Source organism: Xanthomonas fragariae, assembly GCF_017603965.1.
Classification (GTDB): Bacteria; Pseudomonadota; Gammaproteobacteria; order Xanthomonadales; family Xanthomonadaceae; genus Xanthomonas; species Xanthomonas fragariae_A.
This window is the reverse complement of the sequence record NZ_CP071955.1, coordinates 2,256,242-2,271,909: the sequence shown is the minus strand read 5'-3', so window position 1 is coordinate 2,271,909 and position 15,668 is coordinate 2,256,242. Positions and strand designations below refer to the sequence as shown.

Sequence of the window (15,668 nt, the reverse complement as noted above, 5' to 3'; positions counted from 1 at the left end):
AGGGCCATCGTGCTTTTGGCGCTTTGTTCCTGGCAGTAATAGAGTGGATTCGAATTCGCTCCACTTCTGCCGTCCGTTCTCAAAACGACTGATGGCGACTATCTGCTGATCTGGCATCTGGCGGGCCTGCCCTTCGTCGGACGCGATGAGCTCGAACTTGAGCAGCGGCATAACACGTTCAACCGACTGTTGCAGACCCTGCGAGCGCCGGATTTCGCCAACGTGGCGTTTTGGGTGCACGATGTCCGTCGTCGTCGCAGGATCGGCAACTCCAGCCGTTTCAATCAGTCGTTCAACCAGACGTTGTCCGATGCGTATTACGCGTCGTTGTCGTCGCAGAAGATCATGCAGAACGAGCTGTATTTCAGCATGATTTATCGCCCGGTGGTCACCGGACGCCGATTGATGGAAAAGTCCGGCGATCCAGACAAGATTCGGGTCGAAGAAGAGCAGGCGATCGCCAAGGTGATCGAGTTGGCCACCAATGTGGAGGCCGTGCTGAAGGATTATTCCCCCTATCGACTTGGCATGTACGAAGCCAAGAATGGCATTGTGTTTTCGGAGACGCTTGAGTTTCTCGGTTATCTACTCAACCGTATCGACGAGCCGGTGCCGGTGCTGCAGGCGCCGGTTCCGGCGTATTTGCCTGTCAGCAAGCATATGTTTGCCAACAAGACCGGCGACTTCGTGATCCGCACGCCGGATGGGATCAATCATTTCGGCGCGATCCTCAACGTCAAGGAATACGCCGATGGGACGTATCCAGGCATTCTCAATGGCCTGAAATACCTGGACTTCGAGTATGTGGTCACCCATTCCTTCAGCCCGGTCGGTCGCCACGACGCGCTGAAGGTGCTGGAGCGCACCAAAGGCATGATGATTTCCTCGGGCGACAAGTCCTCCAGCCAGATCCGCGACCTGGACCTGGCAATGGACGATGTGGCGTCGGGCAACTTCGTGCTGGGCGAGTATCACTTCACGCTGGCGGTGTATGCCGACAGCCAGGACAAACTGGCCCGGCAGATCGCGACCACGCGTGCGGAGCTGTCCAACGCCGGTTTCGTGTCCTCCAAGGAAGACCTGGCGATCGCCTCCTCGTTCTATGCGCAGCTGCCGGGCAACTGGCGCTTCCGGACGCGCATCGCCAACCTCAGTTCGCTCAACTTTTTGGGGCTGTCGCCGCTGCACAATTTCGCGCAGGGCAAGCAGCACAACAATCCGTGGGGGGAGTGCGTCACCACGCTGCAGACCACCAATGGTCAACCGTATTACTTCAACTTCCACGCCACGCACCCGGCGGAGAATTCGTTGGGCGAGAAGGCGATCGGCAACACGATGGTGATCGGCAAGTCCGGTACCGGCAAGACCGCGCTGATCAACTTTCTGTTGAGCCAGGTGCAGAAGTTCGACCCGGTTCCGACGATCTTCTTTTTCGACAAGGACCGTGGCGCGGAGATCTTCGTACGCGCCTGCGGCGGCAATTATCTGGCGCTGGAAAATGGCGCGCCGACCGGCTTCAACCCGTTCCAGTGCGAGCGCAACGATGCCAATGCGCAGTTCCTGGCCGAGCTGATCAAGGTGCTGGGCGGCAAGGCCGATTACAGCGCTCGCGAAGAAGAAGACATCTACCGCGCGGTGGAAGGCATGCTGGACACGCCGATGCACTTGCGCAGCATGAGCAACTTCCGCAAGAGCCTGCCCAACATGGGCGACGACGGGCTATATGCACGCCTGCGTCGCTGGACCGCCGGCAACTCGCTGGGCTGGGTGTTCGACAACCCGGTGGACACGATCGATCTGCACAACGCCTCGATCATCGGTTTCGACTACACCGATGTGATCGACAACGCCGAAGTGCGGGTGCCGGTGATCAATTATCTGCTGCACCGGCTGGAAGCGCTGATCGACGGGCGTCCGCTGATCTATGTGATGGACGAATTCTGGAAGATCCTGGACGGCAAGGGCGGCTTGAAGGACTTTGCCAAGAACAAGCAGAAGACCATCCGTAAGCAAAACGGTCTGGGCATCTTCGCCACGCAAAGCCCGGAGGATGCGCTTGCCAGCGACATCGCCGCGGCGCTGATCGAGCAGACGGCCACGATGATCCTGCTGCCCAATCCGAGCGCCAGCCGCAGCGACTATATGGAAGGGCTCAAGCTGACCGATGCGGAGTATCGGGTGGTGGCGTCGCTGGACGAGCGCTCGCGCTGCTTTCTGGTCAAGCAGGGCCACGCCTCGGCGGTGTGCCAGCTCAACCTGCGCGGCATGGACGATGCGCTGTCGGTGATTTCGTCGTCGACCGACAACATCGAGATTCTGCATCAGGTGCTGGCGCGCCAGGCTGGTCAGCTGGGGGTGAGCGTGGAGCAGCTGACCCCGGAGCAGTGGCTGGAGGCGTTCTATGCCAACCGCAAGGGCTCGGGCAAGCGCGCCTCGGCCAAGGACAAGGAGGTGGAAGATGCGTAATCCCAACATCCATCAACAGATGCACCCGGCAATCCATCCGCTAGTGTCCCAGGAGGCGAAGAACACCATGACAACCCGGTTCAGACATTTCTCTCGCGTAGTCACGGGACTGGTGCTGCTCTGCATGGCGGGAACGGCCAGTGCGCAGTGGGAGGTAGTTGATAAGGGTTTGATCAAGACGCAATCGGTCGGCAAGGGCGACGGTGAGGAATCCAGCGGCAAGGAAGTCGAAAAGCCCAAGGAAGCTCTCAAGAAAGTCGCCGACGACTTTGGTGTGGCTGGTTGCGCCTCGTCCACATCGGGCACGCCGGTGTCCGATGTGCAAAAGCAGGTATGCGAGCTGACCCAGCGCACCCGTAACGCGCAGTTCAACTACATGGTGGCGATGAACGAGATCACCACCGAGCGGTTGAAGCGCCTGCGCAAGATCGAGAAGAATCGCACCGAGATCAAGGACGAGCAGATCGGTTTGCTTGAGAGCAACACCAACAAGTTGCTGGCACTGAAAGCGATGATGGATATCGACCGGCAGCAGATGGAGTCGGCGATGTTCGCCTACGACAGGCGGCTGGCGTATCTGACCGACAAGCAGACCGGTGCGGCGCTTGCGGCGATGAGCGGGAAAGATCCGCCGAAAGCCGAGGACGACTCCTCGTGGTTCTCGTGGATTCCTGACGATTTGTTGAGTCTTGGCAAGACGCTCGCTGCCGGTGCAGTGATGGGCCGTGCGCTGGAGGCGATCAAGACGGACGCGCCTTCCGACATGCGGAAGTTGAAGATCGATAAAGACTGAACAGCCGCGTGGGCGCTGACTGCACCGCGCATGTCATGCAATCAATTCCGGGGCAGCGACTGCCCACGGCGCAGCCGTCTTTAGTTAGTGGATGTAGTGACTTATGAATCTCAGTGATTTCCTGACGAATATCGGCAATTACCAGTTTTTCCGCCTGATCAACGATTACCTGCGCGACGAGATCGCGATTTTCCAGTGGGAATTGTTGCAGCGCACGACCGCATGGGTGGGGGTGATGGCGCTGACGCTGCTGACGCTGTGGATTCTGATCCAGGGGTATCGGATCGTGACGGGCCAGTCGCGCGAAGCGGCGATGGGGCTGGTGGTGACGGCGCTGCGGGCGTCGCTGATCATTGGTTTGTCGACCAGCATGGCCCAGGGTTCACCGCAGCTGTACTGGACCCTGACCGATGGCATCAGCGAGGCGATCACCAAGACAGTGACCGGCGACTCCGCCAGCCCGTACGAGGCGATCGACAAGAACCTGATGCTGATGCAGGTGGCAATGACCGGCCTGGACCAGATTCAGACGGCAGGCGATAAGAACGGTGAAGACCAAAAGACCCGTGCCCGTTGGTTTACCGGCATCGGCATGGCGGGGCCTGGCGTGGTGGCGGGCTCGATGCTGCTGCTGAACAAGATAGCGATGGCGCTGGTGGTGGGGTTTGGTCCATTATTCATCCTGTGCCTGCTATTCCAGGCCACGCGGTCGCTGTTTAGCAAGTGGTTGTTGTATGGAATCGGCACGATGTTCTCGTTGTCGGTGTTGACCTTCACGGTGGGCCTGGCGACGAAGGTGGTCGGTGCGGTGGGGGCGGCGTTCGTAGCGAAGTGGGCACTGAATGGTTTTACCGGCGAAGGCATCAGCAGCATGGCGCTGCAACAAGGAGGATTGGGTTTGGTACTGACGACGTTGATCATCACCGCACCGCCGATGGCGGCATCTTTCTTCCAGGGCACGCTGGGCCAGTTCACGGCGTACTCGGCACTGGGGCAGTTGGATCGGGCGAGTCAGGATGGTAGTGGTGGAAGGTCGCAGACGCCGGCTGCGCTGGCTAAAGACTCTACCGCTGGCCCTACTCAGATTACTACTGGGAATGCCACTGTGATGCGTAATGACTCTTCCCTCCCTCATGAGCCCAGTAGCGGTAGCCGGGGTCTCGCGCAAAAATAATCAATAAATTTTGAGGAATTTATGGCTAGTGTGCGATCAATTATTTTTTTGAGCTTTGTTTTTATTGATATTTCAATTGCACAAACAGCTTGTCCAAATGGTGTGGCGCCTGGAAGCCCACAATGTGGACCTGATTCCGGTACTTCTCGGGGCGATATTCCAGCCCCTCCTCCTAGACCTACGGGTGAATGGATTAAAACCTGGGGGGCAATTGCTCATTCTAGCTTGACCGGTGAGGCTGGAAGTGCTGTAGGTAAGTTGTCTGAAAGTGATGCAAAAGATAAAGCCACTCGCCAATGTGCTATGGGTGGTGCTAGTGACTGTCAGGTAAAGTTAGTGTATAGAAATCAATGCGCTGCATTGGTTTCTTCACGCACTCAAAGCTTTTTCCAAGCATCGGCCAGCAAAGAAAATTCCATTGAAATAGCGACTAGAGTTTGCGAAAAAAGTGATACGGGCGTGTGTAAAACCGTCTATTCCGAATGTTCGGAGCCGATTTTTAGAAATTATTAGTTTTTAATTTGATTTCGGCCTTAATAATCTAAATGTCGAGACGGAGTGTGACGTGATTGAATTTTTACGGAATATATTTCTTGCTTTGGTGGTCGTAGGACTGTTGTCTCTTGCTGCTTGCAAGCAAGAGATTAATTTACAGGAGACAACTTTCGCTAGTCAATCGAAAATTTCGCAGAAAATAATGAGTAATTCTGTTTCTCAGGTCGAAAATTCGAAAAAAAGTGAGATGACGGGTGAGGGAGCTGCTTCTAAGGAAAACGCAACTATAATGCCGAGTCCTGAATCAGTTGACATTCAGAAGCTCGTAGTTGGGTTTAAGGAAGGTATGCCGTACGGTGATCTACGCAAAAGGGTGATTTCCGGCAACTGGAAACCAAAAGCTCATCGGCAATGTAAAAAAAATGTGGTTGGTGACGACTTTGAAAGTATATGCTCAAAGGACCCCCAGCAATGTATTGTCTGTGACGAATTGCCGGAACTGAATGTTTGTAGCGGTGATGGTCACTGCATAACAGAATTTTCCAGCAACGATGGCCGTAAAGTCCTGAAAGTATCCACCTATGGTCAGATCCAAGACGGTTTGGTGGAAGGTGAAAAGTCCCGGCTTTTTGTTTCCTGGTGGAATGTTTCATCCAGTGGCAACTGATTGAATTCAGTTTTTTCAACTTCGCAGGAGGTGCGAGATATGAGCAGTCCCTTAGCAGATTTGATTCAGCGCGGTGAATCTGGGCGTAGCAACTACAATGCTTATAACCGGGGCACTTATGTTGGAGCTGATGGGCGGGAGCATATCAGCGAAAGAACAGGCCCCTTGGATTTTTCATCGATGACCGTTGGCGATGTCATGGATAGTCAGGCTTTACCTAGAGGTGATCAAGAGCGGCTTTTTGCGGTAGGGCGCTATCAGGTCATACCTTCTACCATGAGCGCTGCTGTAGATAAACTGGGTCTTGATCGGTCTCATGCTTTTACGCCAGAGGTGCAAGATCAGATATTTTCTGACTACCTGATAACGTATAAGAAGTCTGACGTTCGCAAGTACATTACCGGTGAGCCGGGTTCATCGCTGCATGATGCACAAAATGCTCTTGCGCAAGAGTGGGCGAGTATTGCCGATCCAGATACTGGAAAAAGCTACTACGACAAGCCCGGTGGCTCGAATCATGCATCGATCACCAGCGCAGAGACAGCGCAAGCTTTGAACACTATGCGCCAGTCATACCGCGAAGCAATTGAAAGCGGTGCGTCACCTGAGCAGGCTTGGAAGCTAATCAATTCCCAGCCTTCCCAGCAGCTTGCTGGACCTCAGCAGCCAAGACGCGATGCGTCGCACTCTGGACAGCTGGACCACAGCGAGCGCAGCCAGTCAATCAAGCAACTGCAAAGCCAGCTAGCCCAACTCGGCGCCGCAGGCCGCGACGGTAGGCCGTTGCAAGCCGATGGCGACTTCGGTGCCAACACCAAGCACGCCGTGGAGCAATTCCAGCGCGAGCACGGGCTGCATGTGGATGGTGTGGTGGGACGACAGACGCATGCTGCTTTAGGCCAAGCGCTGTGGCAGCACACGGCCAAACACGTCGAGCAGACCGCCGCTCCAACTGTGCCTGCACCGGCCGGTATCCCTCTGCTATCCGATCCGCGTCATCCAGACACTGCGATGTACAACGACGCGGTCAGCAAGTTGGAAGCACTGGGCGAACGTTGCGGTTTCTCCAACCGGCAAGAACTCCAGCAAACGGCTGGACAGCTGGTGTGTGAAGCCAAGGTGGTTGGTCTAGAGCGCATCGACCACGTGGTGCTCGGCAAGAACGGCGATAGGTTTTTTGCAGTGCAGGGCGAAATGACCGACCTGATGATGCGCCGTGTGTTCGTAGATCGCGATCAAGCGCAGACTCAGTCGTTAGAGCACAGCAGCCGACAAGTGGCCGAGGAAAATCAGCGGCAGGGGCAGCAAGCGCAGACACAGCCGCAGACGCCAGACCCCGGTACGCGCGGCCGAACGTTGTAGAACGTCGTTACGCCAAGTCGTAACGCTCAACCGATGGCCTTGGCATCTGCCAGGGCCATCGTGCTTTTGGCGCTTTTATCTGGCGCTGGAAAATGGCGCGCCGACCGGCTTCAACCCGTTCCAGTGCGAGCGCAACGATGCCAATGCGCAGTTCCTGGCTGAGCTGATCAAGGTGCTGGGCGGCAAGGCCGAGTACAGCGCTCGCGAAGAAGAAGACATCTACCGCGCGGTGGAAGGCATGCTGGACACGCCGATGCACTTGCGCAGCATGAGCAACTTCCGCAAGAGCCTGCCCAACATGGGCGACGACGGGCTGTATGCGCGGCTGCGTCGCTGGACCGCCGGCAACTCGCTGGGCTGGGTGTTCGACAACCCGGTGGACACGATCGATCTGCACAACGCCTCGATCATCGGTTTCGACTACACCGATGTGATCGACAACGCCGAAGTGCGGGTGCCGGTGATCAATTATCTGCTGCACCGGCTGGAAGCGCTGATCGACGGGCGTCCGCTGATCTATGTGATGGACGAATTCTGGAAGATCCTGGACGGCAAGGGCGGCTTGAAGGACTTTGCCAAGAACAAGCAGAAGACCATCCGTAAGCAAAACGGTCTGGGCATCTTCGCCACGCAAAGCCCGGAGGATGCGCTTGCCAGCGACATCGCCGCGGCGCTGATCGAGCAGACGGCCACGATGATCCTGCTGCCCAATCCGAGCGCCAGCCGCAGCGACTATATGGAAGGGCTCAAGCTGACCGATGCGGAGTATCGGGTGGTGGCGTCGCTGGACGAGCGCTCGCGCTGCTTTCTGGTCAAGCAGGGCCACGCCTCGGCGGTGTGCCAGCTCAACCTGCGCGGCATGGACGATGCGCTGTCGGTGATTTCGTCGTCGACCGACAACATCGAGATTCTGCATCAGGTGCTGGCGCGCCAGGCTGGTCAGCTGGGGGTGAGCGTGGAGCAGCTGACCCCGGAGCAGTGGCTGGAGGCGTTCTATGCCAACCGCAAGGGCTCGGGCAAGCGCGCCTCGGCCAAGGACAAGGAGGTGGAAGATGCGTAATCCCAACATCCATCAACAGATGCACCCGGCAATCCATCCGCTAGTGTCCCAGGAGGCGAAGAACACCATGACAACCCGGTTCAGACATTTCTCTCGCGTAGTCACGGGACTGGTGCTGCTCTGCATGGCGGGAACGGCCAGTGCGCAGTGGGAGGTAGTTGATAAGGGTTTGATCAAGACGCAATCGGTCGGCAAGGGCGACGGTGAGGAATCCAGCGGCAAGGAAGTCGAAAAGCCCAAGGAAGCTCTCAAGAAAGTCGCCGACGACTTTGGTGTGGCTGGTTGCGCCTCGTCCACATCGGGCACGCCGGTGTCCGATGTGCAAAAGCAGGTATGCGAGCTGACCCAGCGCACCCGTAACGCGCAGTTCAACTACATGGTGGCGATGAACGAGATCACCACCGAGCGGTTGAAGCGCCTGCGCAAGATCGAGAAGAATCGCACCGAGATCAAGGACGAGCAGATCGGTTTGCTTGAGAGCAACACCAACAAGTTGCTGGCACTGAAAGCGATGATGGATATCGACCGGCAGCAGATGGAGTCGGCGATGTTCGCCTACGACAGGCGGCTGGCGTATCTGACCGACAAGCAGACCGGTGCGGCGCTTGCGGCGATGAGCGGGAAAGATCCGCCGAAAGCCGAGGACGACTCCTCGTGGTTCTCGTGGATTCCTGACGATTTGTTGAGTCTTGGCAAGACGCTCGCTGCCGGTGCAGTGATGGGCCGTGCGCTGGAGGCGATCAAGACGGACGCGCCTTCCGACATGCGGAAGTTGAAGATCGATAAAGACTGAACAGCCGCGTGGGCGCTGACTGCACCGCGCATGTCATGCAATCAATTCCGGGGCAGCGACTGCCCACGGCGCAGCCGTCTTTAGTTAGTGGATGTAGTGACTTATGAATCTCAGTGATTTCCTGACGAATATCGGCAATTACCAGTTTTTCCGCCTGATCAACGATTACCTGCGCGACGAGATCGCGATTTTCCAGTGGGAATTGTTGCAGCGCACGACCGCATGGGTGGGGGTGATGGCGCTGACGCTGCTGACGCTGTGGATTCTGATCCAGGGGTATCGGATCGTGACGGGCCAGTCGCGCGAAGCGGCGATGGGGCTGGTGGTGACGGCGCTGCGGGCGTCGCTGATCATTGGTTTGTCGACCAGCATGGCCCAGGGTTCACCGCAGCTGTACTGGACCCTGACCGATGGCATCAGCGAGGCGATCACCAAGACAGTGACCGGCGACTCCGCCAGCCCGTACGAGGCGATCGACAAGAACCTGATGCTGATGCAGGTGGCGATGACCGGCCTGGACCAGATTCAGACGGCAGGCGATAAGAACGGTGAAGACCAAAAGACCCGTGCCCGTTGGTTTACCGGCATCGGCATGGCGGGGCCTGGCGTGGTGGCGGGCTCGATGCTGCTGCTGAACAAGATAGCGATGGCGCTGGTGGTGGGGTTTGGTCCATTATTCATCCTGTGCCTGCTATTCCAGGCCACGCGGTCGCTGTTCAGCAAGTGGTTGTTGTATGGAATCGGCACGATGTTCTCGTTGTCGGTGTTGACCTTCACGGTGGGCCTGGCGACGAAGGTGGTCGGTGCGGTGGGGGCGGCGTTCGTAGCGAAGTGGGCACTGAATGGTTTTACCGGCGAAGGCATCAGCAGCATGGCGCTGCAACAAGGAGGATTAGGCTTGGTACTGACGACGTTGATCATCACCGCACCGCCGATGGCGGCATCTTTCTTCCAGGGCACGCTGGGCCAGTTCACGGCGTACTCGGCACTGGGGCAGTTGGATCGGGCGAGTCAGGATGGTAGTGGTGGTAGGTCGCAGATGGTGGCAGAGCCGGCTAGAGATAACCATCAAGTTAGAGATAATTCGGCGACCGGGGCGCATAGTATTAACGCGATAAATGCTAGCACAGAAAGCAATAATTCATCTGTAATTAGTACTGGTGCTCGCGGACTAGCACAAAATAAAGATAGTTGATTCTTTTGTGGAGTTTTAAAATATGAGCGTATATAAATATTTTATTTTTTTGCTATTTTTTTTCGGGCAAGCAAATGCACAGACAGCTTGTCCGGTAGGCGTGGCTCCAGGTAGCCCTCAGTGTGGACCTGATTCCGGTACTTCAAGAGGTGATCTTCATTCTTCGCCACCCAGACCTACCGGCGAATGGCTAAAAACTTGGGGGGCAATTGTGAGCGCTGACGACACAGCTCAAGCATGGGCATCTACGAGGATGATGTCCAAAAAAGCTGCTGAGGAAGATGCACTTGATAAGTGTGTAACGGCGGGTTTTAAAGGTTGTGAGGTGACATTTACATATCGAAACCAATGTGCAGCTGTAGCCACTTCAAAATCAGGTCCTGTTAAAAGTGGAATATCTTCTGGGCCGGATCTGTCTTTTACAGAAAAAGACGCAGTGCAATTATGTTCAGAAAGGGGAGGGGTTGGTTGTCATGTAATTTATACGGACTGTACTGAGCCGGTATTCAATAAATTTTGATTAGCCCTGAGTCTTAGGCAGCTTTCAGGCATTTTGAACCGCCCCGGGATTTCGGGAGGCTCCAACTCTTGAGAAGATGGGGCGATGAGCAAGACGAAATATTCACCGGAAGTGCGAGAGCGCGCGGTTCGGCTGGTGCGGGAGCATCAGGGCGAGTACGGCTCGCAGTGGGCGGCGATCGAATCGATTGCCGGGAAGATTGGCTGTTCGTCGCAGACGCTGTGCAACTGGGTGCGTCAGGCCGAGCGTGATGCCGGCAAGCGTCAGGGGCTGACGACGGACGAGCGGACGCGGATGAAAGCGCTGGAACGCGAAGTGCGCGAGCTGAGGCAAGCCAACGAGATCCTGCGCAAGGCCAGCGCGTATTTTGCCCAGGCGGAGCTCGACCGCCGCTTCAAGCCCTGACCACGTTCGTGACCGAACATTGCGATGTTCACGGGGTCGAGCCAATCTGCAAGGTGCTGCAGGTTGCCCCGTCGACGTATTACCGCCACGCGCAGCGGGAAGCGGACGCGAACTTGCGCCCGAACCGCTGGTGGAAGGACCAGGCGCTGCGCCCGCAGATCCGGCGGGTATGGGAGCAGAACCGACAGGTGTACGGCGTGCGCAAGGTCTGGCGGCAGCTCAAGCGCGAGGGCTATGCGGTGGCCCGCTGCACGGTGGAGCGACTGATGGGCGCACTTGGCCTGCGCGGCGTGGTACGCGGGAAGGTGGTCAAGACCACGATCAGCGACAAGCGGCCGTGCCCGCTGGACAAGGTGAACCGACAGTTCCATGCGCCGTCGCCGAACCGACTGTGGGTCAGCGACTTCACGTATGTCTCGACCTGGGCCGGGTTCGTGTACGTGGCCTTCGTGATCGACGTGTACGCACGGCGGATCGTGGGCTGGAAGGTGTCGCAGACGGCGCACACGGACTTCGTGCTGGACGCGCTGGAGCAGGCGCTGCATGCGCGTCGTCCAACCGAAGGCGGCCTGATCCACCACTCCGACCGCGGCGTGCAGTATGTGTCGATCCGCTACACCGAGCGGCTGGCCGACGCCGGGATCGAGCCGTCGGTGGGCAGCGTGGGCGATAGCTATGACAACGCGTTGGCCGAGACGATCAACGGGTTGTACAAGGCCGAGGTGATCCACCGGCGCGCGTGGCGCAACCGCCAGGATGTGGAACTGGCCACGCTGGATTGGGTGGACTGGTACAACCACAAACGCTTGCTGGGGTCGATCGGGAACATTCCGCCAGCGGAAGCCGAAGAGGCTTACTATCGACAACAGGCCGGTTACGCCAAAGCGGCGTGACTCAAACCAAACAGCCTCCCGAAATCCCGGGGCGGTTCAGTTCTGCGAGAAAATCGCAATTTTTCCGGTTGAAGTTCAGGGCTAATCAGGAAAAGTATTGATTTTAATTGAATGGAAGATTTTTCATGAGTAACTTGAGTGTTTCAGTAAGAATTAGGTTGATTTATCTCTATATTTTATGCGTCATTTCACTTGCAGCATGTACTCCTGCAAGTGCGCCTCCTACAAAAGCTGAATCATTACGAGCAGCTGCCAAGACTGAGTCTTCTCCTAAAAGAGATTTTAAGATTTCATCCACTGTTAACGCTAATTTGAATGGCCAAGGTGAAGTGAGTGCCAACATCAGCGGCATTGCTGTTTTAATCAAGGCGGCTGGTTGCACCGAAAGAAGTCCTGGTATTGCTCTTTGTAATCGGTCTGTAATTGTCGAAGTCACATTTCCAGGTGGTAATCCGATCAAGGTGGAGCCTGAGGCAATATATCTAGACAGCAATGCAACGCTCTATCACGGTCCTTTGGACAATAGCTACAAGAAGAATGGTCACTCAATCATTTTGACTGATATCAATGGCGATGGGCACGAAGATCTCGTGGTGTGGTCTGGTAAGGAAGGCAACTATGGCGGATCTTCTTACAGTGTCTATCTATTTGATGCTGCCCAGCAGCGTCTGGTTTTCAACCAGTCGCTATCCGATATTACGGTGATGGCAAACGGCCTGTTCTCCGTGAAAGGAAAAATTCTGAAGTCCACTTCTGGCGATGGGTGCTGCTTTCATGTGTTTGATACTTACGAGCTCAATAAGGACGAGGCAGTGCTGGTTGAGCGTGTAACCGAGGATGCCAACAATCCAGCTGACACAAAGAAGAAGACCGAGCGGCTTCAAAACGGTGAGATGAAGGAAGTAGTCAATTGAACAGCGGGCTAGTCATCCGGTAGCGAGTACATGCAACAAAAAATTCTAATGACGTGCACGTACGGAGAAGAAAATGAGTAACGGATATGGACGTAGCACGGAGGGCTTCGGCATGGACCGTGAGTCTTCCGTCAGATTGATCGTCAAGACCGCTCTTGAGAACGGTGTTTCGGACCCAGCGAAAATATCATACATACTGGCAACTGCTCAGCATGAGACACGTGACTTTCAGGCGCCCGAAGAGGATTTTGGACGTAGCCAGGCGCGCAAGCTAAAATATCGCGGCGGCGAAGAGTTTTATGGTCGTGGCTATGTGCATCTCACGCACGATGACAATTACGAGCAGTTTGATCGCTTGTTAGGCCTCAACGGTGAGATGGTACGCAATCCAAACTTGGCAAAAGACCCGGAAATCGCCGCCAAGGTTTTAGTTGTTGGTATGCGCGACGGCTTGTTTACTGGCAAGCCTCTTGACCGCTACATCGATAGCGATAGCCACGACGTCTATAACGCTCGACGTGTGGTGAACGGTGTCACGCCTAGCAGTCCTTGGAGCATCAAGGCGGCCAAACAGTGCCAAGAGCTTGCAGAAACTTGGGAGCGTCGCGTTCCTGATTTGATCGAGAGCGTCAAACGGGATGGTGTTAATCTCAAGGCCAGTGTGGCACCCAGCTCGACCTCCCATCAAGCTGCGAAATCGCACGACCACAAGCTGGACCACGGCGAGAGTGGCCAGTCAATCAAGCAACTGCAAAGCCAGCTGGCCCAACTCTGCGCCGCAGGCCGCGACGGTAGGCCGTTGCAAGCCGATGGCGACTTCGGTGCCAACACCAAGCACGCCGTGGAGCAATTCCAGCGCGAGCACGGGCTGCATGTGGATGGTGTGGTGGGACGACAGACGCATGCTGCTTTAGGCCAAGCGCTGTGGCAGCACACGGCCAAACACGTCGAGCAGACCGCCGCTCCAACTGTGCCTGCACCGGCCGGTATCCCTCTGCTATCCGATCCGCGTCATCCAGACACTGCGATGTACAACGACGCGGTCAGCAAGTTGGAAGCACTGGGCGAACGTTGCGGTTTCTCCAACCGGCAAGAGCTCCAGCAAACGGCTGGACAGCTGGTGTGTGAAGCCAAGGTGGTTGGTCTAGAGCGCATCGACCACGTGGTGCTCGGCAAGAACGGCGATAGGTTTTTTGCAGTGCAGGGCGAAATGACCGACCTGATGATGCGCCGTGTGTTCGTAGATCGCGATCAAGCGCAGACTCAGTCGTTAGAGCACAGCAGCCGACAAGTGGCCGAGGAAAATCAGCGGCAGGGGCAGCAAGCGCAGACACAGCCGCAGACGCCAGACCCCGGTACGCGCGGCCGAACGTTGTAGAACGTCGTTACGCCAAGTCGTAACGCTCAACCGATGGCCTTGGCATTTGCCAGGGCCATCGTGTTTTTGGCGCTTTGTTCCTGGCAGTAATAGAGTGGATTCGAATTCGCTCCACTTCTGCATTCCGTTCTCAAAACGACTGATGGCGACTATCTGCTGATCTGGCATCTGGCGGGCCTGCCCTTCGTCGGACGCGATGAGCTCGAACTTGAGCAGCGGCATAACACGTTCAACCGACTGTTGCAGACCCTGCGAGCGCCGGATGAACCGCCCCGGGATTTCGGGAGGCTCCAACTCTTGAGAAGATGGGGCGATGAGCAAGACGAAATATTCACCGGAAGTGCGAGAGCGCGCGGTTCGGCTGGTGCGGGAGCATCAGGGCGAGTACGGCTCGCAGTGGGCGGCGATCGAATCGATTGCCGGGAAGATTGGCTGTTCGTCGCAGACGCTGTGCAACTGGGTGCGTCAGGCCGAGCGTGATGCCGGCAAGCGTCAGGGGCTGACGACGGACGAGCGGACGCGGATGAAAGCGCTGGAACGCGAAGTGCGCGAGCTGAGGCAAGCCAACGAGATCCTGCGCAAGGCCAGCGCGTATTTTGCCCAGGCGGAGCTCGACCGCCGCTTCAAGCCCTGACCACGTTCGTGACCGAACATTGCGATGTTCACGGGGTCGAGCCAATCTGCAAGGTGCTGCAGGTTGCCCCGTCGACGTATTACCGCCACGCGCAGCGGGAAGCGGACGCGAACTTGCGCCCGAACCGCTGGTGGAAGGACCAGGCGCTGCGCCCGCAGATCCGGCGGGTATGGGAGCAGAACCGACAGGTGTACGGCGTGCGCAAGGTCTGGCGGCAGCTCAAGCGCGAGGGCTATGCGGTGGCCCGCTGCACGGTGGAGCGACTGATGGGCGCACTTGGCCTGCGCGGCGTGGTACGCGGGAAGGTGGTCAAGACCACGATCAGCGACAAGCGGCCGTGCCCGCTGGACAAGGTGAACCGACAGTTCCATGCGCCGTCGCCGAACCGACTGTGGGTCAGCGACTTCACGTATGTCTCGACCTGGGCCGGGTTCGTGTACGTGGCCTTCGTGATCGACGTGTACGCACGGCGGATCGTGGGCTGGAAGGTGTCGCAGACGGCGCACACGGACTTCGTGCTGGACGCGCTGGAGCAGGCGCTGCATGCGCGTCGTCCAACCGAAGGCGGCCTGATCCACCACTCCGACCGCGGCGTGCAGTATGTGTCGATCCGCTACACCGAGCGGCTGGCCGACGCCGGGATCGAGCCGTCGGTGGGCAGCGTGGGCGATAGCTATGACAACGCGTTGGCCGAGACGATCAACGGGTTGTACAAGGCCGAGGTGATCCACCGGCGCGCGTGGCGCAACCGCCAGGATGTGGAACTGGCCACGCTGGATTGGGTGGACTGGTACAACCACAAACGCTTGCTGGGGTCGATCGGGAACATTCCGCCAGCGGAAGCCGAAGAGGCTTACTATCGACAACAGGCCGGTTACGCCAAAGCGGCGTGACTCAAACCAAACAGCCTCCCGAAATC

At 57.1% G+C, this 15,668-nt stretch carries 13 protein-coding genes, 1 pseudogene and 2 other annotated features; all 14 genes and pseudogenes read left to right on the top strand.

Annotated elements, in window-relative coordinates; translation table 11 throughout:
* The first annotated feature begins 66 nt into the window (after nt 1-66).
* Nucleotides 67-2,466, top strand: a complete 2,400-nt coding sequence (locus J5I97_RS10675; protein ID WP_208591689.1) for a VirB4 family type IV secretion/conjugal transfer ATPase — start codon at nt 67-69, stop codon at nt 2,464-2,466.
* Nucleotides 2,467-2,533: 67 nt separating this feature from the next.
* Nucleotides 2,534-3,259, top strand: a complete 726-nt coding sequence (locus J5I97_RS10670) for a hypothetical protein (RefSeq protein WP_371885918.1) — start codon at nt 2,534-2,536, stop codon at nt 3,257-3,259.
* Between the two features lie 103 nt (nt 3,260-3,362).
* A complete protein-coding gene (locus J5I97_RS10665) occupies nt 3,363-4,433 on the top strand; it encodes a type IV secretion system protein (protein ID WP_208586453.1) in 1,071 nt (356 codons plus the stop codon).
* A 21-nt stretch (nt 4,434-4,454) separates the two neighbouring features.
* Entirely contained in the window at nt 4,455-4,946 is a 492-nt protein-coding gene (locus tag J5I97_RS10660; protein WP_208586451.1) for a DUF4189 domain-containing protein, read from the top strand.
* 52 nt (nt 4,947-4,998) lie between these two features.
* On the top strand, nt 4,999-5,595 hold the full coding sequence (locus J5I97_RS10655) for a hypothetical protein (protein ID WP_208586449.1): 597 nt from the start codon (nt 4,999-5,001) through the stop codon (nt 5,593-5,595).
* On the top strand, nt 5,596-6,957 hold the full coding sequence (locus J5I97_RS19970) for an XVIPCD domain-containing protein (RefSeq protein WP_238135510.1): 1,362 nt from the start codon (nt 5,596-5,598) through the stop codon (nt 6,955-6,957).
* Between the two features lie 76 nt (nt 6,958-7,033).
* Nucleotides 7,034-8,017: pseudogene (locus J5I97_RS10645) on the top strand (VirB4 family type IV secretion/conjugal transfer ATPase); the annotation flags it as partial.
* 67 nt (nt 8,018-8,084) lie between these two features.
* A complete protein-coding gene (locus J5I97_RS10640) occupies nt 8,085-8,810 on the top strand; it encodes a hypothetical protein (protein WP_371885918.1) in 726 nt (241 codons plus the stop codon).
* 103 nt (nt 8,811-8,913) lie between these two features.
* Nucleotides 8,914-10,005, top strand: a complete 1,092-nt coding sequence (locus J5I97_RS10635) for a type IV secretion system protein (protein WP_208586447.1) — start codon at nt 8,914-8,916, stop codon at nt 10,003-10,005.
* A 22-nt stretch (nt 10,006-10,027) separates the two neighbouring features.
* Nucleotides 10,028-10,525 (top strand): DUF4189 domain-containing protein, encoded by a 498-nt coding sequence (locus J5I97_RS10630; RefSeq protein WP_208586445.1) that lies wholly within the window; start codon nt 10,028-10,030, stop codon nt 10,523-10,525.
* Between the two features lie 84 nt (nt 10,526-10,609).
* A protein-coding gene (locus tag J5I97_RS10625; protein WP_208586298.1) for an IS3 family transposase occupies nt 10,610-11,823 on the top strand; the annotation gives its coding sequence in 2 pieces (ribosomal slippage) (nt 10,610-10,892 and nt 10,892-11,823; 1,215 coding nt in all).
* Nucleotides 10,885-11,001: a sequence feature (AL1L pseudoknot), on the top strand. (Overlaps the previous gene by 117 nt.)
* Before the next feature lie 125 nt (nt 11,824-11,948).
* Complete coding sequence (locus J5I97_RS10620) at nt 11,949-12,737, top strand: FG-GAP repeat protein (RefSeq protein WP_238135509.1); 789 nt, start codon at nt 11,949-11,951, stop codon at nt 12,735-12,737.
* Nucleotides 12,738-12,849: 112 nt separating this feature from the next.
* On the top strand, nt 12,850-14,115 hold the full coding sequence (locus tag J5I97_RS20380) for a peptidoglycan-binding protein (RefSeq protein ID WP_345776678.1): 1,266 nt from the start codon (nt 12,850-12,852) through the stop codon (nt 14,113-14,115).
* 313 nt (nt 14,116-14,428) lie between these two features.
* A protein-coding gene (locus tag J5I97_RS10610; RefSeq protein WP_208586298.1) for an IS3 family transposase occupies nt 14,429-15,642 on the top strand; the annotation gives its coding sequence in 2 pieces (ribosomal slippage) (nt 14,429-14,711 and nt 14,711-15,642; 1,215 coding nt in all).
* Nucleotides 14,704-14,820: a sequence feature (AL1L pseudoknot), on the top strand. (Overlaps the previous gene by 117 nt.)
* Nucleotides 15,643-15,668: the final 26 nt, after the last annotated feature.